The sequence below is a fragment of the Arthrobacter sp. 10N44_2 genome, assembly GCF_056394385.1.
In genome coordinates this window covers 54,536-76,547 of record NZ_JBFTHT010000010.1, presented here as the reverse complement: position 1 = coordinate 76,547, position 22,012 = coordinate 54,536, and the positions used below count along the sequence as shown (strand labels likewise).

At 66.1% G+C, this 22,012-nt stretch carries 21 protein-coding genes; 5 read left to right on the top strand and 16 right to left on the bottom strand.

Annotation, left to right across the window (positions count from 1 at the left end):
* Positions 1-14: 14 nt before the first annotated feature.
* The 3 genes from AC1DBX_RS12410 to AC1DBX_RS12400 are packed head-to-tail and all read right to left on the bottom strand — an operon-like array spanning position 15 to position 3,045.
* The gene (locus AC1DBX_RS12410; RefSeq protein ID WP_476851300.1) at positions 15-932 is read right to left on the bottom strand and encodes an ATP-binding cassette domain-containing protein; all 918 of its coding nucleotides are present in this window, start codon (positions 930-932) and stop codon (positions 15-17) included.
* A gap of 15 nt (positions 933-947) precedes the next feature.
* Positions 948-1,997, bottom strand: coding sequence for an ABC transporter permease (locus AC1DBX_RS12405; RefSeq protein ID WP_028275613.1), 1,050 nt, complete (start codon positions 1,995-1,997; stop codon positions 948-950).
* A gap of 52 nt (positions 1,998-2,049) precedes the next feature.
* Positions 2,050-3,045: a substrate-binding domain-containing protein gene (locus AC1DBX_RS12400; RefSeq protein WP_028275612.1), complete on the bottom strand. Its 996-nt coding sequence runs from the start codon at positions 3,043-3,045 to the stop codon at positions 2,050-2,052.
* 348 nt (positions 3,046-3,393) lie between these two features.
* On the opposite strand from AC1DBX_RS12400, the gene AC1DBX_RS12395 reads away from it, so the two are divergent.
* Positions 3,394-4,134, top strand: a complete 741-nt coding sequence (locus AC1DBX_RS12395; RefSeq protein ID WP_223914252.1) for a GntR family transcriptional regulator — start codon at positions 3,394-3,396, stop codon at positions 4,132-4,134.
* 59 nt (positions 4,135-4,193) lie between these two features.
* Positions 4,194-5,090, top strand: a complete 897-nt coding sequence (gene iolB, locus AC1DBX_RS12390; protein WP_476931862.1) for a 5-deoxy-glucuronate isomerase — start codon at positions 4,194-4,196, stop codon at positions 5,088-5,090.
* Positions 5,091-5,117: 27 nt separating this feature from the next.
* Here the strand turns inward: iolB and AC1DBX_RS12385 are convergent, their stop codons facing one another.
* Positions 5,118-5,945 (bottom strand): aldo/keto reductase, encoded by an 828-nt coding sequence (locus tag AC1DBX_RS12385; protein ID WP_476931861.1) that lies wholly within the window; start codon positions 5,943-5,945, stop codon positions 5,118-5,120.
* A gap of 46 nt (positions 5,946-5,991) precedes the next feature.
* Entirely contained in the window at positions 5,992-7,257 is a 1,266-nt protein-coding gene (locus AC1DBX_RS12380) for an MFS transporter (RefSeq protein ID WP_476872068.1), read from the bottom strand.
* A 164-nt stretch (positions 7,258-7,421) separates the two neighbouring features.
* Here AC1DBX_RS12380 and AC1DBX_RS12375 point away from each other — a divergent pair, with 164 nt between their 5' ends.
* On the top strand, positions 7,422-7,871 hold the full coding sequence (locus tag AC1DBX_RS12375; RefSeq protein WP_223915289.1) for a MarR family winged helix-turn-helix transcriptional regulator: 450 nt from the start codon (positions 7,422-7,424) through the stop codon (positions 7,869-7,871).
* 102 nt (positions 7,872-7,973) lie between these two features.
* Here AC1DBX_RS12375 and AC1DBX_RS12370 read toward each other — a convergent pair whose 3' ends face one another.
* From AC1DBX_RS12370 to AC1DBX_RS12330, 9 genes are all read right to left on the bottom strand, one after another.
* Positions 7,974-9,389, bottom strand: coding sequence for a sugar porter family MFS transporter (locus AC1DBX_RS12370; protein WP_476931860.1), 1,416 nt, complete (start codon positions 9,387-9,389; stop codon positions 7,974-7,976).
* Positions 9,386-10,261, bottom strand: a complete 876-nt coding sequence (locus tag AC1DBX_RS12365; RefSeq protein ID WP_476931859.1) for a sugar phosphate isomerase/epimerase family protein — start codon at positions 10,259-10,261, stop codon at positions 9,386-9,388. Before AC1DBX_RS12365 ends, AC1DBX_RS12370 begins: the two co-directional genes overlap by 4 nt.
* An 82-nt stretch (positions 10,262-10,343) precedes the next feature.
* Positions 10,344-11,357 (bottom strand): Gfo/Idh/MocA family protein, encoded by a 1,014-nt coding sequence (locus AC1DBX_RS12360; RefSeq protein WP_476931858.1) that lies wholly within the window; start codon positions 11,355-11,357, stop codon positions 10,344-10,346.
* A 16-nt stretch (positions 11,358-11,373) separates the two neighbouring features.
* Positions 11,374-12,285, bottom strand: a complete 912-nt coding sequence (locus tag AC1DBX_RS12355) for a sugar phosphate isomerase/epimerase family protein (RefSeq protein WP_230010006.1) — start codon at positions 12,283-12,285, stop codon at positions 11,374-11,376.
* Positions 12,286-12,376: 91 nt separating this feature from the next.
* Entirely contained in the window at positions 12,377-13,885 is a 1,509-nt protein-coding gene (locus tag AC1DBX_RS12350) for a CoA-acylating methylmalonate-semialdehyde dehydrogenase (protein WP_476851294.1), read from the bottom strand.
* A 47-nt stretch (positions 13,886-13,932) separates the two neighbouring features.
* Positions 13,933-15,861, bottom strand: a complete 1,929-nt coding sequence (iolD, locus tag AC1DBX_RS12345) for a 3D-(3,5/4)-trihydroxycyclohexane-1,2-dione acylhydrolase (decyclizing) (protein WP_476931857.1) — start codon at positions 15,859-15,861, stop codon at positions 13,933-13,935.
* Positions 15,862-15,900: 39 nt separating this feature from the next.
* Positions 15,901-16,851, bottom strand: a complete 951-nt coding sequence (locus AC1DBX_RS12340; RefSeq protein ID WP_223914262.1) for a Cgl0159 family (beta/alpha)8-fold protein — start codon at positions 16,849-16,851, stop codon at positions 15,901-15,903.
* Positions 16,848-17,849 (bottom strand): 5-dehydro-2-deoxygluconokinase, encoded by a 1,002-nt coding sequence (gene iolC / locus AC1DBX_RS12335; RefSeq protein ID WP_476931892.1) that lies wholly within the window; start codon positions 17,847-17,849, stop codon positions 16,848-16,850. Before iolC ends, AC1DBX_RS12340 begins: the two co-directional genes overlap by 4 nt.
* 244 nt (positions 17,850-18,093) lie before the next feature.
* Positions 18,094-18,498: a tautomerase family protein gene (locus tag AC1DBX_RS12330; RefSeq protein WP_223914264.1), complete on the bottom strand. Its 405-nt coding sequence runs from the start codon at positions 18,496-18,498 to the stop codon at positions 18,094-18,096.
* A 245-nt stretch (positions 18,499-18,743) separates the two neighbouring features.
* Here AC1DBX_RS12330 and AC1DBX_RS12325 point away from each other — a divergent pair, with 245 nt between their 5' ends.
* Together AC1DBX_RS12325 and AC1DBX_RS12320 are read left to right on the top strand one after the other, a co-directional pair.
* Positions 18,744-19,106: an ArsR/SmtB family transcription factor gene (locus tag AC1DBX_RS12325; protein WP_223914265.1), complete on the top strand. Its 363-nt coding sequence runs from the start codon at positions 18,744-18,746 to the stop codon at positions 19,104-19,106.
* Positions 19,103-19,585, top strand: coding sequence for an SRPBCC family protein (locus tag AC1DBX_RS12320; RefSeq protein ID WP_476873499.1), 483 nt, complete (start codon positions 19,103-19,105; stop codon positions 19,583-19,585). The genes AC1DBX_RS12325 and AC1DBX_RS12320 overlap by 4 nt, the downstream gene beginning before the upstream one ends.
* Before the next feature lie 183 nt (positions 19,586-19,768).
* Here the strand turns inward: AC1DBX_RS12320 and sucD are convergent, their stop codons facing one another.
* On the bottom strand, positions 19,769-20,671 hold the full coding sequence (gene sucD / locus AC1DBX_RS12315) for a succinate--CoA ligase subunit alpha (protein ID WP_028275595.1): 903 nt from the start codon (positions 20,669-20,671) through the stop codon (positions 19,769-19,771).
* A gap of 12 nt (positions 20,672-20,683) precedes the next feature.
* Positions 20,684-21,853 (bottom strand): ADP-forming succinate--CoA ligase subunit beta, encoded by a 1,170-nt coding sequence (gene sucC / locus AC1DBX_RS12310; protein ID WP_018776032.1) that lies wholly within the window; start codon positions 21,851-21,853, stop codon positions 20,684-20,686.
* Between the last annotated feature and the right edge of the window lie 159 nt (positions 21,854-22,012).

Genomic DNA, 22,012 nt, shown 5'->3' with positions numbered 1-22,012 from the left:
AGTTGGGGCGGCCGTTACCCGTAGGTCTTGCCGGTGGTCTGGGACACGTCGGCGACTTCGCCCTGGACTTCCTTGACGACGTCGCTGTGGCCGCCGAGTTGTTCGAGTTCGTGGGCGAGTTCGGCGAGTTCTGCGCCGCCGGCCATCTGGGCGGTGAGCTCGTCCAAGGTGATGTCCTTCTTGTCGTAATAGCCGATCGATTTTCCCCGTTTGAGCAGCAGGAACCGGTCCCCGACAGGGAAGGCGTGGTGCGGGTTGTGGGTGATGAAGATGACCCCGAGGCCGCGGTCGCGGGCCTGCAGGATGTAGCGGAGCACCACGCCGGACTGCTTCACGCCCAGTGCTGCGGTGGGCTCGTCCAGGATCAGGACCTTCGCGCCGAAGTACACGGCCCGGGCGATCGCGACACACTGGCGTTCACCGCCGGAGAGCTGGCCGATGGGCTGCTCGACGTCGCGCAGGTCGATGCCCATGGCGGCGAGTTCCTTGAGCGTGATGTCCTTCATCTTTTCGACGTCCATGCTCTTGAACGGGCCGAAGCCGCTCGTCAGTTCCGAGCCGAGGAAGAAGTTCCGCCAGATCGGCATCAAAGGCACCACGGCGAGGTCCTGGTAGACCGTGGCGATCCCGACGTCCAGGGCGTCCCGGGGGGAGCTGAACTTCCGCTCCTCCCCCATGATCTTCAGGACCCCGGCGTCGTGCTGGTGCAGGCCGGCGATGATCTTGATCAGCGTGGACTTGCCCGCGCCGTTGTCGCCCAGCACGCAGGTGACGCGGCCGTTGTCCACCGCCATGGTCACTTCGGAGAGGGCGATGATGTTCCCGTAGTGCTTTCCGACCCCGTCGAGGGAGAGCAGGTGCACCGGGGTGTGGGTGAGGGGATCGTTTTCGTTCTGCAGCAGGGTCTGCTGGTCGATCTCTTTGGCATTCATGGTTCCGGGGCCCTTCTACTTCAGTTCCGCGCGGCGCTTGACGATGAGGTTGACGATGGTGGCCAGCAGCAGCATCAGGCCCAGGAAGAACTTGAACCAGTCCGGGTTCCACTGCGCGTAGACGATGCCCTTGTTGGCCATGCCGAAGATGAACGCGCCGATCGCGCCGCCGATCGCCGAGCCGTACCCGCCGGTGAGCAGGCAGCCGCCGATCACCGCGGCGATGATGTAGAGGAACTCGTTGCCCACGCCCTCACCGGACTGCACGGTGTCGAAGGCGAAGAGGTTGTGCATGCCCAGGATCCAGGCGCAGAACCCCACGGCCATGAACAAACCGATCTTGGTGGCCTTGACCGGCACGCCCACGGCGCGGGCCGCGTTCGCGTCCCCGCCCACGGCGAAGATCCAGTTCCCCACCCGGGTCCGCATCAGCACCCAGGTCGCGACCGCGACGAGCGCGAACCAGTAGAACACGGTGATCTTGATGTCGACGCCGCCGACGCTCACCGAGGAGGCGAACACCGCCCGGGCCGAGGCGAAACCGTCCATGGTCGAGATCGAGGGCGAGGACACCGAGCCGCCGATCAGCCGGGTCAGGCCCAGGTTCAGGCCGGTCAGCATCAGGAACGTCGCGAGGGTGACGATGAAGGACGGCAGCTTGGTCTTGATCAGGATCCAGCCGTTGATGAACCCGACGGACAGGGAGACCACCAGGGCCAGGCCGACGCCGACCCAGACGTTCGTGGTGAAGTACCAGCTGAACAGCGACGCCGTCAGCGCCGAGGTGATCACGGCGACACCGGTGGAGAGGTCGAACTCGCCGCCGATCATCAGCAAGGACACCCCCACCGCCATGATCCCGATCGTGGAGGACCCGTACAGGATGGTTGCCAGGGCACCAGGCTGGGTAAAGGTCGGGGACACCAACGCGAAGAAGATGAAGAGGACGATCGCGCCCACCAGGGCACCGACCTCGGGACGTCCGAGCAGTTTCTGGAACGGACTGCGCTTGGCGACGCGCTCATCGGGCGCCGGCGACTTTGTCTTGGTCTGGGTGATGGTCATGATAAGTCTCCTTGCCGCCGGGCCGGCGCGAACCGGCCCGGCCAGCGGGCTGTTAGCGGACGCCCTGCTGGGCGAAGGTCAGGACATCGGCCGCATTGGATTTGTCGATGACCGCCGGGCCTGTCAGCACAGGCTGGCCGCCGCCGATCTTGAAGCCGCCCCGCTTGTTCTGCCAGATGGCGTCAACGGCTCCGTAGCCCTGCAGCCACGGCTGCTGGTCCACGGTGAACAGAACTGCACCATCCACGATCTTCTGGGCGAGCTCCGCGTTGAGGTCGAAACTGGCAACCTTGGCAGAGCTGCCGGCGTCAGTGACCGACTTGAGGAGGGTCAGGGTGATGGGGGCGCCGAGGCCGATGATGACGTCGGCGTCCTTGGAAGCCTGAAGCTTGGCAGTCGCGGTGGACTGAACGGAGGTCATATCCTTGCCGTCGACGTAAAGGATCTCCGTTCCGGGAACCTTCGCCTTGACGCCCGCGCACCGTGCTTCAAGTCCCACGTGGCCCTGTTCCTGAATCACGCAGACCGGGTGCTTGTAGCCGTCCGCGGCCAGCTTGGTGCCCACGGCTTGACCGGCGAGCTGCTCGTTGGAACCGAAGTGGGTGAATGCTCCGAGCTGGGAGGAGACCGATTCACCGGCGTTGAGGCTCACAATCGGGATGCCGGCGTCGGAGGCCTTCTTCAGGACGTCTTTGAGGGCTTCGGGCTTGGCGAGCGTGACCGCGATGCCGTCGACCTTCTGGTCAATGGCCTGCTGAATGAGCTGGGCCTGGCGCCCGGCTTCGGGATCAGACGTATAGAGGAGCTCAACATTGTCCTTCGCCGATGCCTCCTCGGCGCCCTTGCGAACAATATCCCAGAACGTGTCACCGGCTGCGGCGTGCGTGATAAGGGCGACCTTGATGCGGGAGGTGCTGGCTGCCTGGCCTCCGCCAGCCGCATTGCCTGAGTCTGCGGGCTTGCCGCCGGTGCTCGAACACGCGCTCAGGGCCAGCATGGGTACAACGGCCGCCACGAGGGTCGCCTTCCGCCACGAGAACTTGGTCACGATCAATCTCCTTTGATTCCGGGCCACGCCGGCCGCTTCATCGCGTCGGTCCATGAGCCATCTACAACCGATCATGGTGACTCCAATCACAGTTGTCAATAGTTTGTCCTGACATTAGGATGTTTGGACGTAACGAAGTGTGATCGGAATGTCCCATTCGCGGGGTTTGACGGGCCAGCGCCGACAGCCCGACCCCCGCAAACAAGGCCCGTCACAGCAGCCCTTGGCACCTCTTGGCAGCCCTGCTACTATCAGAAAAAGGCAGTATGTCCTATCAAGCGAACATACACTGACATACGCGGGCAGGCCGGCACGACGACCGCCGCGGAGCACAAGGGAGCATGCCCAGTGGCGAATCAACTGAATCTGCGGATCGACCGCTCTTCCCCGGTGCCGCTGTACCACCAAGTGGTCCAGGGCATCGAGGCAGCGATCCACACCGGGCTGCTGGAACCCGGCAGCAGGCTGGAAAACGAGATCGACCTGGCCGCCCAGCTGAACCTGTCCCGGCCCACGATGAGAAAAGCCATGGACGAGCTGGTCCGCTCGGGCCTCCTGGTCCGCAAGCGCGGCGTCGGCACCCAGGTGGTGTCCAGCCAGGTCCGCCGCCCACTGGAACTCTCCAGCCTCTACGACGACCTGAGCAACAACGGCAGCAAGCCCACCACCGACGTGCTCAGCTTCTCGCATGAGGAGGCGGACGGCGCGATCCGGACGGCACTGCAGCTTCCGGCCGGCGCCAAGGTCTACCACTTCACCAGGCTCCGGAAAGTGGGCGGCAAGCCGCTGGCCCTGATGGAGAACTGGGTGCGGGACGACATCACCGCTATCGACGAGGCAAGCCTGGGCTCGCAGGGCCTCTACGCCATCCTCCGCAACGGCGGCGTGAACTTCCGGCTTGCCTCACAGCGGATCGGCGCCATGATCGCCAACGACTACCAGGCGCCGCTGCTCGAGACCACCCCCGGCTCCGCCCTGGTGACCATGGAGCGGACCGCGGTGGACGACACCGGACGCATGGTGGAAACCGGCCACCACGTCTACCGGGCGGATTCCTACAGCTTTGAGATGACGCTGGTTCAAAGATAGGCGCTCCAACCACGCACACACGCGCGTCTCTCCGGCGCGACAACGAAAGGGCAGCTTCCATGGCCAACTGGGTCTATCCGCTCGGCACCGCAGCCGAAGGCAAGTGGGACATTTCCATCGGGACGTCCGATTCCGGACTGGAGGTGGACGGCTGGGCGCATACCGGGCTGAAGGTTGCCACGCTCGCTGCCGGCGGCGCCGTCAGCCTGGACGCGGCGGAGGAGGAACGCATCGTGATCCCGCTCAACGGCTCTTTCGTAGCGACCGTCGACGGGCAGGACTATCCCCTGGCCGGCCGGGACAGCGTCTTCAGCGGCCCCAGCGATGTGCTCTACACCGGAGCCGGCAAGGCAGTAACCATCACCTCGGCCGACGGCGGACGCGTGGCAGTCGCCACCGCGCCGGCCAAAGCCTCCTACCCGACCCGCCTCATCACGGCCGCCGAGACGCCGGTGGAACTGCGCGGGGCGGGCAACTGCTCCCGCCAGGTCCACAACTTCGGCACCCCCGCCGCGCTGGAGGCGGACCGCTTCATTGTCTGCGAGGTCCTCACCCCCGCCGGCAACTGGTCCTCCTATCCCCCGCACAAGCACGACGAGGAAAAGGACGGCGAGACCAGCCTCGAGGAGATCTACTACTTCGAAACCCGCGTCACGCCCGGCGCCCTGCAACGCCCCGGCGCCGACGACGCCATCGGCTACCAGCGCGTCTACGCCTCCGACGAGCGGCCCATCGACGTTGCGGCCGAGGTCCGGACCGGCGACGTCGTTCTGGTGCCCTACGGCTGGCACGGACCCGCCATGGCCGCCCCCGGCTACGACATGTATTACCTCAACGTCATGGCCGGCCCTGGCCCGGTCCGCGACTGGCTCATCAGCGATGACCCGCACCACGGCTGGATCCGCCAGACCTGGGAGGGCCAGGACCTGGACCCGCGGCTGCCATTCGGCCGCTAGGCCGTTCGGCTGCTCAGGCGCTGACAGCTAGCCATTGAACGTGGCCGGGTGCGGTCCGGTGCGCCCGTTCCGCTCAAGGGCATTCACGGCCGCCAGTTCGCCCGCGGAAAGCTCAAAGCCGAACACCTCCAGGTTTTCCCGGATCCGGGCCGGCGTCACTGACTTCGGGATGACGATCCTCCCCTGCTGCAGGTGCCAGCGCAGAATGACCTGCGCCGGGGTTCTGCCGTGCCGCGCGGCGATCTCCGTGATGGCCGGATCCGCCAGCAGTGCCCCCTGGGCCAACGGACTCCAAGCCTCCGTCGCAATGCCCTGCGCCGCGTTGAACACCGTCACGGCGTGCTGCTGAAGGGCCGGGTGCAGCTCCACCTGGTTGACGGCCGGCACCGTTCCGCCCAGGTCGATGAGCCGCTGCAGGTGTCCCGGCTCGAAATTGGAGACGCCGATGGCCCTGACCCGGCCGTCGGCAAGGAGTTTCTCAAGGGCCAACCAGGAGTCGGCGTACCGGTCCGATGCCGGCGCGGGCCAGTGGATCAGGTAAAGATCCAGGTAGTCGAGACCCAGCCTGTCCAGGCTCGCGTCGAAGGCAGCAAGGGCCGGTTCGTAGCCGAGGTCGTCGATCCAGAGCTTGGACGTGATGAAGAGCTCCTCCCGGGCGATCCCGGATTCCGCGATCGCGCGGCCGGTTCCGGCTTCGTTTCCGTAGATGGCGGCCGTGTCGATGCTCCGGTAACCGGCCGCGAGCGCCGCTGCTACCGCCTCGGTGGTCTCGGCGTCGGGAATCTGAAAGACGCCGAAGCCCAGCTGCGGCATCCGCACCCCGTTGTTGAGGACGATATGGGGCCTTGAGTTCATGGTGTCTCCTGTTGTTGTGGTCGGGCGGTCTGTTGTGTTCGAGCGGTCAGCGGGCAACGGCTGCAGCCTCGGTGACCGGAAGGTCTGTGCTGGTTTCCGCCGCTGCAACGGCGGGCACGGTTGATCCGCCGGTTCCCGGCAGGTCGGCGTCGTGCTTCTTTGCGTGAGCCGCGGCGAACGCCATCACTGCCAGGCCCAACAGGGTGATCCCGGCGCCGGCCCAGATGGGCGAGGTGTAGCCGAGGCCGGCGGTGATGGTGACGCCGCCCAGCCAGGCGCCCAGGGCATTGCCGACGTTGAATGCGCCGATGTTGGCGCCGGAGGCCAGGGTGGGAGCGCTGCTGGCGTATTTCATGACGCGCATCTGCAGCCCAGGAACCGTGGCGAAGCCGAAGCCGCCCAGCAACACCATGGAGGCGATGGTCAACGGCTGGTTGCCGGCGGTCAGGGCGAAAACCACGAGCACCACCACCAGAATGGCGAGCACTACCAGCAGGGTGCGGTCCACATTCTTGTCGGCCGCCTTGCCGCCCACGGTGTTGCCGATGAAGAGCCCGACGCCAAAGAGGATCAGCAGCCATGGGACCGTGGTGGCGGAGAAGCCGGTGACCTCGGTGAGGGTGAAGGCGATGTAGGTGAAGGCGCCGAACATGCCGCCGTACCCAAGGATGGTGACGAGGATGGAGAGCCAGACCTGTCCGGACCGGAAGGCACGGAGCTCGCCGCGCAGACCGCCGGAGGCAGAACCAGGGGCTGAATCTCCCGAACCTGTTCTGGGCACCAGGGCGAGGATGCCGGCCAGGGCGAGGACACCGATCACGGTGATCGCCCAGAACGTGGAGCGCCAGCCCGCGGCCTGGCCCAGCATGGTGCCGAACGGGACACCGAGCACATTCGCAGCCGTCAGGCCGGTGAACATGATCGCGATCGCACCCGCCTTTTTAGTGGGCGCCACCATGCTCGCGGCCACGACGGCGCCGATGCCGAAGAACGCGCCATGTGCGAGGGCGGCAATGATGCGGCCGATCATCATTACCGAGTAATCCGGCGCGAGCGCCGAGACGAGGTTGCCGGCGATAAACAGCACCATCAGCACGGCCAGCACGGGCTTGCGTTCGAAGCGCGTCACGGCCGCGGTGAGGCCAAGCGCCCCGACCACGACGGCGAGCGCGTAGCCGGAGATGAGCCAGCCCGCGGTCGCCTCGGTGACGTGGAAGTCTGCGGCCACTTGCGGCAGCAGGCCCATGATGACGAACTCGGTGAGTCCGATGCCGAACCCGCCGAGGGCGAGGGCTATCAGGCCAACAGGCATGGAGGTGCTCCTTACAAAGCTGTACGGGATGGGGTATGGCGCGTAAGCTAGTAGTTGCAGACGCGTTATTTATTCTTGCACAAGCAGATACAGCGCGCAAGCAACTATTATTTGATGTGCCCGTCACCACCCCGCCGGGCACGCGAGTTGAAGGGAAACACGTGATGGGCATCAAGGACGACGCCGTCGAGGTCCGGGCGCAAGGCTGGCGGACCCTGGCGGCCCTGCACGGGCTGATCGAGGCCGAGCTGGAGCGGTCCTTGCAGGCCGAGGCGCAGCTCTCGGTCGTGGAGTACACCGTGCTGGACGCGCTGAGCCGGCAGGACGGCTGGCACATGCGGATGCAGCAGCTGGCCCGTGCCACGGCGTTGAGCGCGAGTGCCACCACGCGCCTGGTCAACCGGCTCGAGGACCGCGGGCTGCTGACCCGGATCCTGTGTGCGGATGACCGCCGCGGAATTTACACCGAGCTCACCCCCAGCGGCATCGCCCTGCTCGAGCAGAGCCGGCCGGTCCACGACGCCACGCTGGAGCGGGCGCTGGCCGAGGCCCAGGAGGTCCCCGAACTGGCGCCGCTGGTCGACGCCCTCCCCCGGCTGCACGCCGCGGCCTAGCGCGGCAACCGCCTCGCGCGAGTACGCAGAAAGTACGCAGAAAGCCCCGCCGGGGACGAATCCCGGGCGGGGCTTGTGCGTGCAGGGCTTTCTTGACTGCGGCTAGACGGTGACCGGTTCCCTGGCGGCCGCCTGTTTGAAGAAGTGTTCCAGGTCCTCCAGGCTCTTGTCCTTGGTCTCCGGAATGTACTTCGCGGCAAAGGCGATGGCCCCGACGCCGAGCACAGCGAAGACGAAGAAGGTGCTGGACAGTCCGATCGCGGCGAGGAGCTGCGGGAAGCCGAAGCCAACAAGGAAGTTCACGATCCACAGCACGAAGGCCGAGGCGCCCATGCCCAGGCCGCGGATCTTCAGCGGGAAGATCTCTGAGAGCATCAGCCAGGTGACCGGTGAGATTGCACCTTGCTGGAAGGCCAGGAATGTCACGGTCAGGGCCAGGATGACGAAGCCCCGGGCGGGGCCCTCGGGGAGGATGAGAGAGAAGACGCCGATCAGGAACAGCGCCGTCGTGGTGCCGAGCTGGCCAGTGATGAGCATCCTCCGCCGTCCCACTTTGCCCAGCAGCCAGATGCCCAGAAACGTGGCGAGAACGGAGATGACCCCGTTGGCGATGTTGGCCGTGAGGGCCGCTTCGCGGCCGAATCCGGACTCGGCGAGGATCTGCGTGCCGTAGTACATGATCGAGTTGACGCCCGTGATCTGCTGGATGACCGCGAGCCCGATCCCCACCACGAAGATGTGCCGGAGCCACGGAACACTGAGGTCCTTCCAGGAGCCCATCTTGGCCTTGTAGTCCTCCACGGCCATGGCCTTGACTTCTTCAAATTCAGCCCTGGCCTCGGACTGGGAGCGGATCCGCTGCAGCACACTGAGGGTTTCGCCGAAGCTGCCCATCGATGCCAGCCAGCGCGGGCTTTCGGGCATGAAGTTCATGCCGACCCAGAGCGCGATCGCCGGCAGGGTTGCGATGACCAGCATCCAGCGCCAGATCCCGCCGGCCTCGCCGAAGCTGTTGCCGAGGTAGGCGTTGAACATGAAGGCCAGCAGCTGGCCCGTGACGATCATCAGCTCGTTTTGGGTGACAATTCGTCCGCGCCGGGCACTCGGTGAGACCTCGGCCAGGTACACCGGCACCGTCACCGAAGCCCCGCCCACGGCCAGGCCGAGGATCAGGCGTGCCAGGATCATCACCTCCGTGTTCGGCGCGAAGGTACACGCAAGGGTGCCGGCGAGGAACACCACGGCCAGCACCATGATCATTTTGCGCCGGCCGTGGCGGTCCGCCAGGCGCCCGCCGAAGAGGGCGCCAAAGGCCGCCCCGAACAGCAGCGAGGAGGTCACGAGCCCTTCGGTCAGTGGCGTGAGGCCCAGGTCCACCTGCATGTACGGCAAAGCGCCGTTGATCACGCCGGTGTCGTAGCCGAAGAGCAGTCCGCCGAAAGTGGAGACGATCGTCGCGGTCCGGAGGGCCCGTTTGTGGTTGACGGGCCGTGTCACCTCGGCGACGGGCGCCGTCATAGGCTCGCCTTCGCGACGCGCTGTTTCATGGTCTCCAGCTGGTACCGGGAGACGTCCGCGGCGTTGTCGTCCTCGGCGAAGACGCTGGAGACCATCACCGTATCTTCACGGTCCAGGAAGCCGATCTCCTGCAGGCCGCCGAAGAACTCGTCCCAGTTGACGTCGCCGTCGCCGATTTTCAGGTGCTGGTGCACGCGGACGGGGTTGCCGGGCGGGTTGGTGATGTAGCGCAGGCCGTGTGAGGCGTGGTGGTCCATCGTGTCGGCCACGTGGACCAGGCGCAGCTTGTCGCCCGCGGCCCGCATGATCTCCAGCGGTGCGTTCCTCATGTGGAAGCTGTGCGAGGCCACGTAGACCAGGCCAACATTCTTCGAGTTCAGCCCGCGGATCACGCGGATCGCGGCCAGGCCCTCCTCGACGAAGTCGTCCGGGTGCGGATCGATCAGCAGGTCGATCCCCTCCCGCTCGATGATGGGGAGCAGCTCCTCCATGGAGCGGTAGAAGGCCCGCTCGGATTCTTCGGCCTTCTCCGGCCGGCCGCTGAATTCGGTGTTCATGGTGCCAACGCCCAGGTCCACGGTGATCTGGATGGCGCGTTTCCAGTAGCGGACGGCCGCCTCGCGTGCGTCCTCGTCCGGGCCGGACCAGCGCAGCACGGGCAGCACCGACGCGATTTCGATTCCCGCGTCCTTGCAGGCCGCCTTCAGCTTGCCCACGAGCTCGTCGTCGGCCTTCGGGTGGTTGAAGAAGGGGATGAAATCGGCGTGCGGGGTCATCTGCATGTACTTGTAGCCGAGGTCGGCCACCACGCGCGGGAACTCAAGGAGTCCGTGGCTGTGGTGGAACGGCGTGGGATCTAGGGCGATTTTCACGGTGAACACTCCATTGTGGATCTGGCGGGCGTGCGGCCGGCCGGCGCGTTCTTTGCAGTAGAAGGCGCCGGCCGGCGGGGTTTTAGCGGTACAGGGCGGGCTTGGCGTTGAGCTTCACGGCGACCTTTTCGCCGTTCTTCTGCGCCTCGACGCCGGCCTCGCAGCAGGCGGCCGTGGCGTAGCCGTCCCAGGCGGTGGGGCCGCCGATCTCATCGCGCAGGGCGGCGTCCACCCAGGACTGGATTTCGGCGTCGTACGCCGCCCCGAAGCGTTCCTCGAAGCCGGGGGTGACGTGGCCGCCCCAGCGGCCGTTGCTGCGGGTGTACGGGCCTTTGTCGCCGCCGATGCTGACGATGCCGTCCTCGAAGGCGGCCTGGGTGGCCACCTCGTAGCCGAACTTCGCGTTGACGTAGATCTCGACGTCGGCCAGGACACCGGACTCGGTCTCGATCAGCACGTGCTGCGGGTCGTGCTGACCGGCCGGGGCGTTCCGTGTGGCCTTGCCGAGACGGACCTGGACCGAGGTGATTTCCTCGCCGGTGAAGTAGCGGATGGCGTCGAATTCGTGGACCACGGAGTCGTTGATCAGCATCTCGTTGGTGAAGCCCGCCGGGGTGGTGGGGTTCCGGTGCTGGTGGTGCAGCATGAGCAGCTCACCGAGTTCGGAGTCGCGGATGATTTTGCCGAGGGCGGCGTATTCGGCGTCGAAGCGGCGCATGAAGCCGACCTGGATGCGCTTGTGGCCCAGCTCCTGTTCGGCTTCGACAATCTTCCAGGAGGATTCGGCATCCGGGGTGAGCGGCTTCTCGCAGAGGATCGGGATGTCCTTGGCGATTGCCTTGAGCAGGATGTCCTCGTGCAGGAAGCCGGGGGTGGCGATCAGGACGGCGTTGACGTCGCCGTTGTTGAGGGCCTCCTCGGCGTCGGCGAGGGCGACGGCGCCGGGGATGCCTTCGATGGCGGCCTGGGCACGGGCGAGGTCGACGTCGACGACGGCGGCAACTTCGGCGCCGTGGATGCGGGTGTTGAGCCGCTGGATATGGTCTGCGCCCATACGGCCGGCGCCGATGACAGCTACGCGGAGGGTCTTGGTCATGATCTTGTCCTCAGTTCTAGTTGACGGCGGTGCGGGAGCCGCAGGAGAGCAGGTAGTTCCGGGTGCGCTTGGCGATCGGCATCGGGACGTCGAAGGCCACGGGATACATGTCCTGTTCCACAATGCCAAAGATCGGCCGGTTGAGCGCCTCCACGGCTTCGATGACGGCGCGCAGGTCCGGCAGCCCGTTCGGCGGCTCGGTCATCACGCCGGCCAGGTTGGCGGCGGCCCACGTCATGTTTTCCTCGTTGACCTTTTTGAGGATGTCCGGGTTGATCTGCTTGAGGTGCAGGTAGCCGATCCGGTCCGGATAGTTCTTGATCAGGTCGAGGCTGGAGGCCCCGCAGTATTCGGCGTGGCCGGTATCCAGGCAGAGGTTGAGGTACTTCGGGTCCGTGGCCGCGAGCAGGGTTTCGATGTCCTCCTGCGCGCCGACGTGGGAGTCGGCGTGCGAGTGGAACTGCTGCTTCAGGCCGAAATCCTCCAAGAGGGTCTTGCCCATGCGGTTGTGGCCGGAGAACAGGTCGCTCCACGCCTTCTCGGTGAGCGTGCCGCTCTCGACGGCCTCGCCGGTGACGTCGTCGCGCCACATCGCGGGAATGACCACGATGTGTTCGCCTCCCATGGCTGCCGTGAGTTCGGCGACCTTGCGGGCCGGCTCCCAGGCTTCGTCGTACTGATGGGCCCCGCGGTGGAATGCGGTGAACACGGTGCCGGCTGAGATCTTGAGGTCGCGCTGCTTGAGCTCTTCGGCGAGACGGGCCGGATCGGTGGGGAGGTAGCCATAGGGGCCAAGTTCGATCCACTTGTAGCCGGATTCGGCGACCTCGTCGAGGAAGCGTTCCCACGGGGTCTGCTGGGGGTCATCCGGGAACCAGACGCCCCAGGAGTCCGGCGCGGTGCCGATGATCAGCTTGTTCTCTGTCATTTCCATTCCTTCTCATCGAGTGCTCCGCAGGTGCCGTTTTGGACGCTCAAATCGGCGGTTGCGGAGCAGTCGATCGTGGTTAGTCGAGGCGTCAGTTAGACGGGAAGTTGTAGGAGGCGCCGGAGGCGTGCGTCGGTTCGGGCCAGCGCGAGGTGACCACCTTGCCGCGGGTGTAGAAGGAGACGCCTTCGGGGCCGTAGATGTGCTTGTCGCCGAACAGCGAGGCCTTCCAGCCGCCGAAGGAGTGGTACGCCACCGGCACGGGCAGCGGCACGTTGATGCCGATCATGCCCACGGTGACGGAGCGCTGGAACTTCCGGGCCGCGGCGCCGGAAGAGGTGAAGATCGCGGTGCCGTTGCCGTAGGGGTTGGAGTTGATCAGGGCGATGCCGGCGTCGAGGTCCTCCACCCGGACCACGACCAGGACGGGGCCGAAGATTTCCTCGGTGTAGGCGGTCATCCCGGCCGTGACGTGGTCCAGGACGGTCGGGCCGACCCAGAACCCGTCTTCGTGGCCGGGGACCACGAGGTCGCGGCCGTCCACCACCATCGCGGCGCCGGCGGTTTCGGCTTCGGTGACGATCTTCACGATGCGTTCCTTGGACGCCGGCGTGATGACCGGGCCCATTTCGGCGTCGGGCACGGTGCCGTTGTTGACCTTGACGGCCAGGGCGCGCTCCTCGACCTTCTTGACCAGCAGGTCGGCGGCTTCGCCGACGGCGACGGCGACCGAGATGGCCATGCAACGTTCCCCGGCGGAGCCGAAGGCGGCGGCGGCCAGGTGGTCGGCAGCGTTGTCGAGGTCGGCGTCGGGCAGGATGATCGCGTGGTTCTTCGCCCCGCCCAGGGCCTGGACGCGCTTGCCGTGGGCGGTGGCGGTCTCGTGGACGTACTTCGCGATCGGGGTGGAACCGACGAAGGAGATGCCGTCCACGTCCGGGTGGGTCAGGAGGCCGTCGACCGTTTCCTTGTCGCCGTGCAGGACCTGGAAGACGCCGTCGGGCAGCCCGGCCTGCTTCCACAGCTTGGCGAGCAGCATCGAGGCGGAGGGGTCGCGCTCGGAGGGCTTGAGGATGAAGGCGTTGCCGGTGGCGATCGCCATCGGGGCCATCCACAGCGGGACCATGACCGGGAAGTTGAACGGGGTGATGCCGGCGACGACGCCGAGCGGTTCGCGGAAGGAGAAGACGTCGATGCCGGTGGAGACCTGGTCCGAGTAGTCGCCCTTGAGCAGCTGCGGGATGCCGCAGGCGAACTCGATGACCTCGAGTCCGCGGCCGATCTCGCCCTTGGCGTCGGAGAGGACCTTGCCGTGTTCGGCGGTGATCAGTTCGGCGAGCTCGTCCACGTGGGAGGCGACGAGTTCGCGGAACTTGAACAGCACCGCGGTGCGCTTGGCCAGGGAGATGTCGCCCCAGGAATCGGCGGCAGCGCGGGCGGCGGCGACGGTGGTGTCCAGGTCTTCCCGGTTGGCCAGCCGCAGCTCCGCGGAGACGGCGCCGGTGGCCGGGTTGTAGACGGGCTGGGTGCGGGTGCCCTCACCGGCGGTTTCGGCGCCGTTGATGAAGTGGCTGATGGTGGTGACGGTCGTCGTTGACATAGTGGTGGACTTCCTTGGTCTGTGGCTGTTCGTGGTGATGAAGAGGGTCAGCCGAGCAGCTTGCGCTGGCGGGCCTTGTGGTCGGTGTAGGTCTGGAAGGCCTGCTTCGTGGAGTCGAGCTCGGAGACCTGGGAGACCGGAACGTCCCACCATGACTCGGAGCTGGGGGCATCCAGCAGCGGGTCGGATTCAACGTGGATGACGATCGGGCCGCCGCGTTCGGGGGCTGCTTTGGCGTCCCGGATGGCCTGCTCGAGCTCGGCGATGACCTTCTCCCCCGGTTCGATCCGGATCACCTTCACGCCGAGGCTTTCGGCGTTCAGGGCCAGGTCGACCGGGAGCCGGTCGCCGTCGTCGAAGCTGTGGTGTTCCTCATCCAGCGCCCGGTACTGGGTGCCGAAGCGCTGGGAGCCGAGGGACTCGGAAAGCGAACCGATCGAGGCGTAGCCGTGGTTCTGGATCAGGACCACGATCAGCTTGATCCGCTCGGCGACGGCGGTGACGAGTTCGGTGTGCATCATCAGATAGGAGCCGTCCCCCACCATGACGACGACGTCGCGCTGCGTGCCGCCCTTGGCGGCTTCGGCCAGGGTGGCGCGCTTGACCCCAAGGCCGCCCGGGATCTCGTAGCCCATGCAGGAGTAGGCGTATTCGACGTGGTAGCCGAACGGGTCCCGGACGCGCCACATCTTGTGCAGGTCACCGGGGAGTGAGCCGGCGGCGCAGATGACGACGTCCTGGGCGTCCATCGCGCGGTTCGTGGCGCCGATGATCTCGTTCTGCGCCGGCAGCGGCGTGAACCGCGTGTCGAATGCCTCGTCCACGGTGGCGTCCCAGCGTTTCTTCTCGGCCGCGATCCGCTGCTCGAGGTCCGCGCCGATGCGGTAGCCGCCGAGGGCCTGGTTCAGCTTGACCAGGGCCTTGCGGGCATCGGCCACGATCGGCAGTGAGGTGCCGTGCTTGTAGGCGTCGAGGGCGGCGACGTTGATGTTGAGGAATTTCACGTCCGGGTTCTGGAACGCGGTCCGGGAGGCGGTGGTGAAGTCCTCGTAGCGGGTACCGATCCCAATGATGAGGTCGGCCTCGGCGGCGATGGCGTTGGCCGCCGTCGTGCCGGTGGAGCCGATGGCCCCGAGGGAGAACTTGTGGTCCCAGGGCAGCACGCCGACGCCGGCCTGGGTGTTGCCGACCGGGATGCCGGTCAGCTCGGCGAACTTCGCGAGTTCCTCGTTGGCGTAGGCGTAGAGCACGCCGCCGCCGGCGATGATCAGCGGGCGCTTGGCGGCGCGGATCGCCTCGGCGGCGCGGCGGATGTCCTCGTCGTCGGCGTCCGGGCGGCGGATCCGCCATTCGCGCTCGGCCAGGAATTCCTCGGGCACGTCGAAGGCCTCGGCCTGGACGTCCTGGGGCAGCGAGATGGTGACGGCGCCGGTCTCGGCCGGGTCGGTGAGGACACGGAGTCCGTGGTGGAACGCGGAAAACAGCTGCTCTGGCCGGGAGACGCGGTCAAAAAACTTCGACAGCGGCCGGAATGCGTCATTGACGGTGATGTCGTAGGCGTAGGGCTGTTCGAGCTGTTGCAGCACGGGGTCGGCGGCGCGGGTCGCGAACGTGTCACTCGGCAGCAGCAGGACCGGCAGCCGGTTGGTGGTGGCCAGCGCCGCGCCGGTGAGCAGGTTCGAGGAGCCCGGACCGATCGAGGTGCTGATCGCGAAGGTCTGGCGGCGGCGGGTGTGGCGGGCGAAGCCGACCGCCTGGTGGGACTGGGCCTGTTCGTTGCGGCCCTGGTAGTACGGCATGATCGCCGGATCGAGCTGCTGGTACTGCTTGAGGGCCTGGCCGACGCCGGCGACATTGCCGTGGCCGAAGATGCCGAACGTGCCCGGAATCAGGCGTTCCCGGAAGTCCTGGCCGCCGACCGAATCGACGGTGTACTGCTTGGACAGGTATTCAACGACGGCCTGCGCGACCGTCATTCTGCGTGTTCCTGATGCCGTGCTCATTCCCATGGGAAGCTACTCCGATACTTCTTTGGTGCGGGTGGATTCGGTGTGGTGCAGCAGCGAGGCCGCGGTTGCCACGGCGCCGGCGACGTCGCCGTCCTGCGGGTAGAGCAGGGTCCGGCCGACGGTGAGGCCCTGAACGCCGGGCAATGCGAGGGCAGTCTGCCAGCTGGCGAACACCTCGTCCTGGCCAGCGTCCGGGTCTCCGCCAAGGAGCACGGTGGGCATCGTGGTGGAGGCCATGACGCGTTCCATCTCGGCCACCACGGGGAGCTTCATCCAGGTGTAGGCGCTGCTCGCGCCAAGGCCTTCGGCGATGGCGACTGACTTGATGACGGCATTGGTGGAGAGGTCGTTGCGGACCTTCCCGTTTTCGCGGACGGAGAGGAACGGTTCCACCATGGCGATCAGCCTGCGTTCGGCGAGGGAGTCGATGGCCCTCGCGGTCGCTTCGAGGGTGGCGACAGTGTCCGGGTCGCCGAGGCAGATGCGGGTCAGCATCTTGCCGCCGTCGGCGCCCAGGGCCTCGAGCGCGGCCGCGGTGTGGCCGGTAAAGCGGTCATCGAATTCGTTCACCAGGCCGGACAGTCCGCCACGGTTCATCGAGCCGAAGAGCAGCTTGCCCTCGAGCGCGCCGAGCAGGAGCAGATCGTCCATGATGTCCGGCGAGGCGAGGACACCGTCCACGTCCGGGTTGGCCAGGGCGATCTGCAGGCGGTCCAGGAGCTGGCGGCGGTCGGCCATGGCCACCGGATCGTTTCCGACGGCGAGCGCGCCGCGGGCCGGGTGGTCGGCGGCGACGATGAAGTTCTGCCGGTGGGCCCTGACGCCGGGGTGGCGGCGCCGGGCCTTGGCGGCGCGGGCAATCGCTTCCGGGTCTTCGAGCCGGATAATGCTCAGGTGCTCGTAGCGGCGGGGATCATCGTTCACCCCACGGGTGGCGACGGCTGGGTTTGCACTCACAGTGCTGCTCCTTCGGTGGCGTAGGTACCCGACAGCAGCCGGCCGCGTTCGGCGAGCAGGCCGGTGACTTCGTCCGGCGTCGGCATCGCGTCGGCGCAGGACAGGCGGGAGGCGACGAGGGCGCCGGCGGCGTTGGCGAAATCGAGGACCTGGGCCAGGGGCCAGCCGGAGAGCAGGCCGTGGCAGAAGGCCCCGCCGAAGGAGTCGCCGGCACCGAGGCCGTTGACAGTTTCCACGGGCACCGGGGCAGAGACCACACGCTCGGTGCGGGTCTTGGCCATGACCCCTTCAGGGCCCAGCTTCACTACGGCGATTTCGACGCCGGCCGCGAGCAGCCGGTCCGCCTGTTCGTCCGGGGTGCCCTCCCCGACGGCGACGGCGCATTCCTTGTCGTTGCCGATCGCGACGGTGACGTGCGGCAGGATCCTGGCGACCTGTTCCCGGGCTTCCTCCTCGGAGGCCCAGAACATCGGCCGGTAGTCGAGGTCCAGGATGGTGAACTGGCCTTCCTTGAGCCCGGTGCGGGGCCGTGCCTCGTGGGCCGTGAGCTGGGCGGTGCGGCTGGGCTCCTGGCAGAGTCCGGTGACGGTGGACCAGAAGATCCCGGCGTCCCTGATGGCGTCCAGGTCCAGTTCCTCGGCCTTGATCTGCAGGTCTGGTGCCGTGGGGACGCGTCCATAGAAGTAGAGCGGGAAGTCCTCCGGCGGCTTGATGGCGCAGAACGTGACGGCGGTGGGCCATTCCTTGACCGCCGTGACGAAGGAGTCGTCCACGTTGAATTTGCGCAGTTCGCGGTGCAGGTACTTGCCGAAGGCGTCGTCGCCGGTGCGGGTGATGACGGCGGTGCGGCGGCCATGGCGGGCAGCGGCGACCGCTACGTTGGATGGGGATCCGCCAAGGTACTTTCCGAAGGACGTGACATCCTCCAGATCCACCCCGATGTCGTTCGGGTAGATATCAACACTGATGCGCCCGATCGTGAGCAGTTCGTGGGTCACGGTCATCGTGGACCTTTCTGGTGTGGACTCGATACCTTTGCGCAGCCTGAGCTTCGGCGTTTCTGCGGTGCTTATTCAGTGCTTTGGGGCCTGGCGTGAGCCGGGCCACAACCACTACTTTGCCTTAGAATCCATGTACTGTCAAAGGTTTGTACTGACATATTTACAACATGACACGGGGACTTCAAATGATGCCCCGCGCGGCGCCGCGGCGGCGGGGCAGGCGCCGGAAATACCCGGGTGTTTACCTGGCGGGAACGCCGAGTTCGCCGGTGACGTACTGGGCCTGCCCGAAACCGAACGACCAGTCCCCCGCGGTGTTCTCGACATATCCGATGAAAACGTCCTCGCCGGCGACCCCCGCGGCGGCCAGCCTGTCCGCAATGGCGGCAAACAGGGACTGCTTGGCGGACTGGCTTCGCCCGGCCTGGGTGAAGATCTGGATCATCACCACGTCCGGCGTCCGCTCGAAGCCGAGCCCGGCATCCTGGGCGACAATTTGCCCCTCGGGATGCTCGGTCAGCACGTGGAAGTAGTCCCGCTCTGGAATGCCAAATTCGGCCACGATCGCGTTGTGGATGCCCTGGCTGAGCCCGCGGAGCTGCTCCGCGCCGCGGCCCTGGTTGACGTCAATTCGTACGAGAGGCACTCGCATCTCCTTCGTTGGTTTGTCCTGACATACTAACAAAGTAATTTGGAGCTGCGCAAGGATTCCGTGACAGCACACAGCAACGCGGGGTCACTTAGCGCCCATCCTCGGGTGCGGAATGGGCGCTAAGTGACCCCGCGTTGGGGTATTGCGCAGGCCGGAGCCCCGGGATAGCGTTAACAACCTAAAGATTGATCAACAATGCGGTTGATTATCTATGGTCGGGACGGGAGGTGGGACACCAAGTGGATTCCAGCGACGACAGCGAGCTCGACGCGGCCTTCCTGGCCCTCGCCGATCCGGTCCGCCGCCGCATCATTGCCCGGCTCAGCCGGGGCCCGGCCACCGTCAATGAACTGGCGGAGCCCTTCGCGATCACCAAGCAGGCGGTCTCGAAACACATCCAGGTCCTCGAGCAGGCGCAACTTGTCACGCGCACCCGTGACGCCCAGCGCCGGCCCGTGCACCTGAACCCTGCACGGCTGGAAGCGCTCACCGCCTGGATCGACCAGTACCGGCTGGTCCGCGAGGGGCAGTTCCGCAGCCTTGACGCCGTGCTTGAAATCCGCGCCGCCCAGAGCGGCACACAGGCAAAGGATGCATCATGAGCAACGCACTGAAATTGACCGTCCCCGAGGGTCTGCCGTTCATCGATTTCGAGCGTGAATTCGATTTTCCGGTGTCCGAGGTGTTCCGGGCGCATAAGGATCCCGAGCTCGTCGCCCAATGGCTTGGACCGCGGCGGCTGACTATGGCTGTTGACCACTACGACTTCAGGACCGGCGGCAGCTACCGCTACACCCACACCGCGCCGGACGGCAGCGCCTATGGTTTCACCGGTGTCTTCCACACTGTCCGCGAGAATGATTTCGCCATCCAGACCTTCGAATTCGATGGCTACCCGGACGTGGTGAGCATTGAGTCCCTGACCTTCGAGGACCTGGGCGGCGGCCGTTCGCGGCTCCGCGGCCACGCGGTCTACCCCAGCATGGAGGCCCGCGACGGCATGGCGCAGTCCGGAATGGAGGGCGGCATGACCGAAGCCTACGAACAGCTCGAGGAAGTCCTCAGCGGGGCCAAGGTCTAGGACCTCCGGGTCTTAAAGAGTACGACGGCGGCAGGTCACCTCCCGGGGAAGATGGCCTGCCGCCGACGTACCTAAAGAAACAACGCGGGGTCACTCCGCGCCCATCCCACCGAGTGGAATGGGCCGTAAGTGACCCCGCGTTGCTGTATTGCAGTGGCGCTTATTTGCCGTGGCGCTTCGGACCTAGAGGGTCGCGAAAACCTCGCGCAGGAGCTTGGCAGTCTCGGACGGCGTCTTGCCGACCTTGACGCCGGCAGCCTCGAGGGCTTCCTTCTTGGCCTGGGCGGTGCCCGCGGAACCCGAGACGATGGCGCCTGCGTGGCCCATGGTCTTGCCCTCCGGAGCGGTGAAGCCGGCCACATAGCCAACAACCGGCTTCGTGACGTGGGCCTTGATGTAGTCGGCCGCACGCTCTTCGGCGTCGCCACCGATTTCGCCGATCATGACGATCGCCTTGGTCTCCGGGTCAGCCTCGAAGGCTTCGAGGGCATCGATGTGGGTGGTGCCGATGACCGGGTCGCCGCCGATGCCGATGGCGGTGGAGAAGCCGAGGTCGCGCAGCTCGTACATCATCTGGTAAGTCAGGGTGCCCGACTTGGAGACGAGGCCGATGGGGCCCTTGCCCGTGATGTTGGCCGGGGTGATGCCGACGAGGGCCTCACCCGGGGTGATGATGCCGGGGCAGTTCGGTCCGATGATGCGGGTGACCTGCTTGCCGTTGGCGTCCACCTTGGACTGGGCCAGCGCCCAGAACTCGGCGGAGTCCTGGACCGGCACGCCTTCGGTGATGACAACGACGAGGCCGATGCCGGCCTCGATGGCTTCAACGACGGCGTCCTTGGTGAAGGCCGGCGGCACGAAGACGATGGAAACGTCAGCGCCGGTCTCGGCCATGGCTTCCTTGACGGTGCCGAAGACGGTGATCTCGGCGTCGCCGTGCAGGACCGTGGTGCCGGCCTTGCGGGCGTTGACGCCGCCCACAACGTTGGTGCCGGCCTTGAGCATCAGGGCGGTGTGCTTGGTGCCTTCGCCGCCGGTGATGCCCTGGACGATGACCTTGGAGTCCTTGTTCAAATAAATAGACATAGTCGAGTCCCTCTACTTCGCTGCGTTGGCGAGCTCGGCAGCCTTGTCGGCGCCCTCGTCCATGGTGGCGGCCAGGGTAACCAGCGGGTGGTTGGCCTCGGCCAGGATGCGGCGGCCTTCCTCAACGTTGTTGCCGTCGAGGCGGACTACCAGCGGCTTGTTCGCGGAGTGGCCCAGCTCGGCCAGTGCACCGACGATGCCCTTGGCGACGGCGTCACAGGCGGTGATGCCGCCGAAGACGTTGACGAAGACGGACTTGACCTGCGGGTCGCCCAGGATGACGTCGAGGCCTGCTGCCATGACCTCGGCGGAAGCTCCACCGCCGATGTCCAGGAAGTTCGCGGGCTTGACGTTGCCGTGGTTCTCGCCGGCGTAAGCAACGACGTCGAGGGTGGACATGACCAGGCCGGCACCGTTACCGATGATGCCGACTTCGCCGTCCAGCTTGACGTAGTTGAGGTCCTGCGCCTTGGCCTTGGCCTCGAGCGGGTCAGCAGCGTCTTTGTCTTCAAGGTGGGCGTGCTTGGGGTGGCGGAAGTCGGCGTTCTCGTCGAGGGAGACCTTGCCGTCAAGGGCAACGATGTCGCCGGCGCCGGTCAGGACCAGCGGGTTGACCTCCACAAGAGTGGCGTCTTCCTTCTTGAAAACGTCCCAGAGCTTCAGGATTACGCTGGCGACCTTGCCACGCAGTTCCTCGGCGAAGCCTGCCGCGGCGACGATTTCGTCGGCCTTGGCCTGGTCGATGCCCACGGCCGGGTCGATCGAGATCTTGGCCAGGGCCTCGGGGCGCTCAACGGCGAGCTGCTCGATTTCCATGCCGCCTTCAACCGAGCACATGGCCAGGTAGTTGCGGTTGGCCCGGTCCAGAAGGACGGAGAAGTAGTATTCCTCGGCGATGTCTGCACCCTGGGCGATCATCACCCGGTGCACGGTGTGGCCCTTGATGTCCATCCCGAGGATGTTGGTGGAGTGTTCAAACGCTTCGTCAGCGGTCTTCGCGACCTTGACGCCGCCGGCCTTGCCGCGGCCTCCGGCCTTGACCTGCGCCTTTACGACAGTTACGCCGCCGATTTTTTCGGCAGCTGCCTTTGCTTCTTCAGGGGTGTGCGCCACGATGCCAGCAAGCACGGGTACACCGTGCGCCTCGAACATATCGCGCGCCTGATATTCAAACAGGTCCACGGTTTAGTGTCCTTCTACGTCGAAGTAGTTTCTGTACAGCCGGACCCCACGTTCTCGCGGTTACCGGGCTGCGGAATAAACGCACCCTGCGACAAGCTTGGAAACGAGCCACACGGCGCAATGCTCCTTTGGGAACTCTAGTCCTTCGATCGGACCAGC

Coding starts and splice junctions, on each gene's coding strand:
- AC1DBX_RS12410 (WP_476851300.1), bottom strand. CDS start 932: ATGAATGCCAAAGAGATCGACCAGCAGACCCTGCTGCAGAACGAAAAC.
- AC1DBX_RS12405 (WP_028275613.1), bottom strand. CDS start 1,997: ATGACCATCACCCAGACCAAGACAAAGTCGCCGGCGCCCGATGAGCGC.
- iolB (WP_476931862.1), top strand. CDS start 4,194: ATGGCCAACTGGGTCTATCCGCTCGGCACCGCAGCCGAAGGCAAGTGG.
- AC1DBX_RS12385 (WP_476931861.1), bottom strand. CDS start 5,945: ATGAACTCAAGGCCCCATATCGTCCTCAACAACGGGGTGCGGATGCCG.
- AC1DBX_RS12380 (WP_476872068.1), bottom strand. CDS start 7,257: ATGCCTGTTGGCCTGATAGCCCTCGCCCTCGGCGGGTTCGGCATCGGA.
- AC1DBX_RS12375 (WP_223915289.1), top strand. CDS start 7,422: ATGGGCATCAAGGACGACGCCGTCGAGGTCCGGGCGCAAGGCTGGCGG.
- AC1DBX_RS12370 (WP_476931860.1), bottom strand. CDS start 9,389: ATGACGGCGCCCGTCGCCGAGGTGACACGGCCCGTCAACCACAAACGG.
- AC1DBX_RS12360 (WP_476931858.1), bottom strand. CDS start 11,357: ATGACCAAGACCCTCCGCGTAGCTGTCATCGGCGCCGGCCGTATGGGC.
- AC1DBX_RS12355 (WP_230010006.1), bottom strand. CDS start 12,285: ATGACAGAGAACAAGCTGATCATCGGCACCGCGCCGGACTCCTGGGGC.
- AC1DBX_RS12350 (WP_476851294.1), bottom strand. CDS start 13,885: ATGTCAACGACGACCGTCACCACCATCAGCCACTTCATCAACGGCGCC.
- iolD (WP_476931857.1), bottom strand. CDS start 15,861: ATGACGGTCGCGCAGGCCGTCGTTGAATACCTGTCCAAGCAGTACACC.
- AC1DBX_RS12320 (WP_476873499.1), top strand. CDS start 19,103: ATGAGCAACGCACTGAAATTGACCGTCCCCGAGGGTCTGCCGTTCATC.
- sucD (WP_028275595.1), bottom strand. CDS start 20,671: ATGTCTATTTATTTGAACAAGGACTCCAAGGTCATCGTCCAGGGCATC.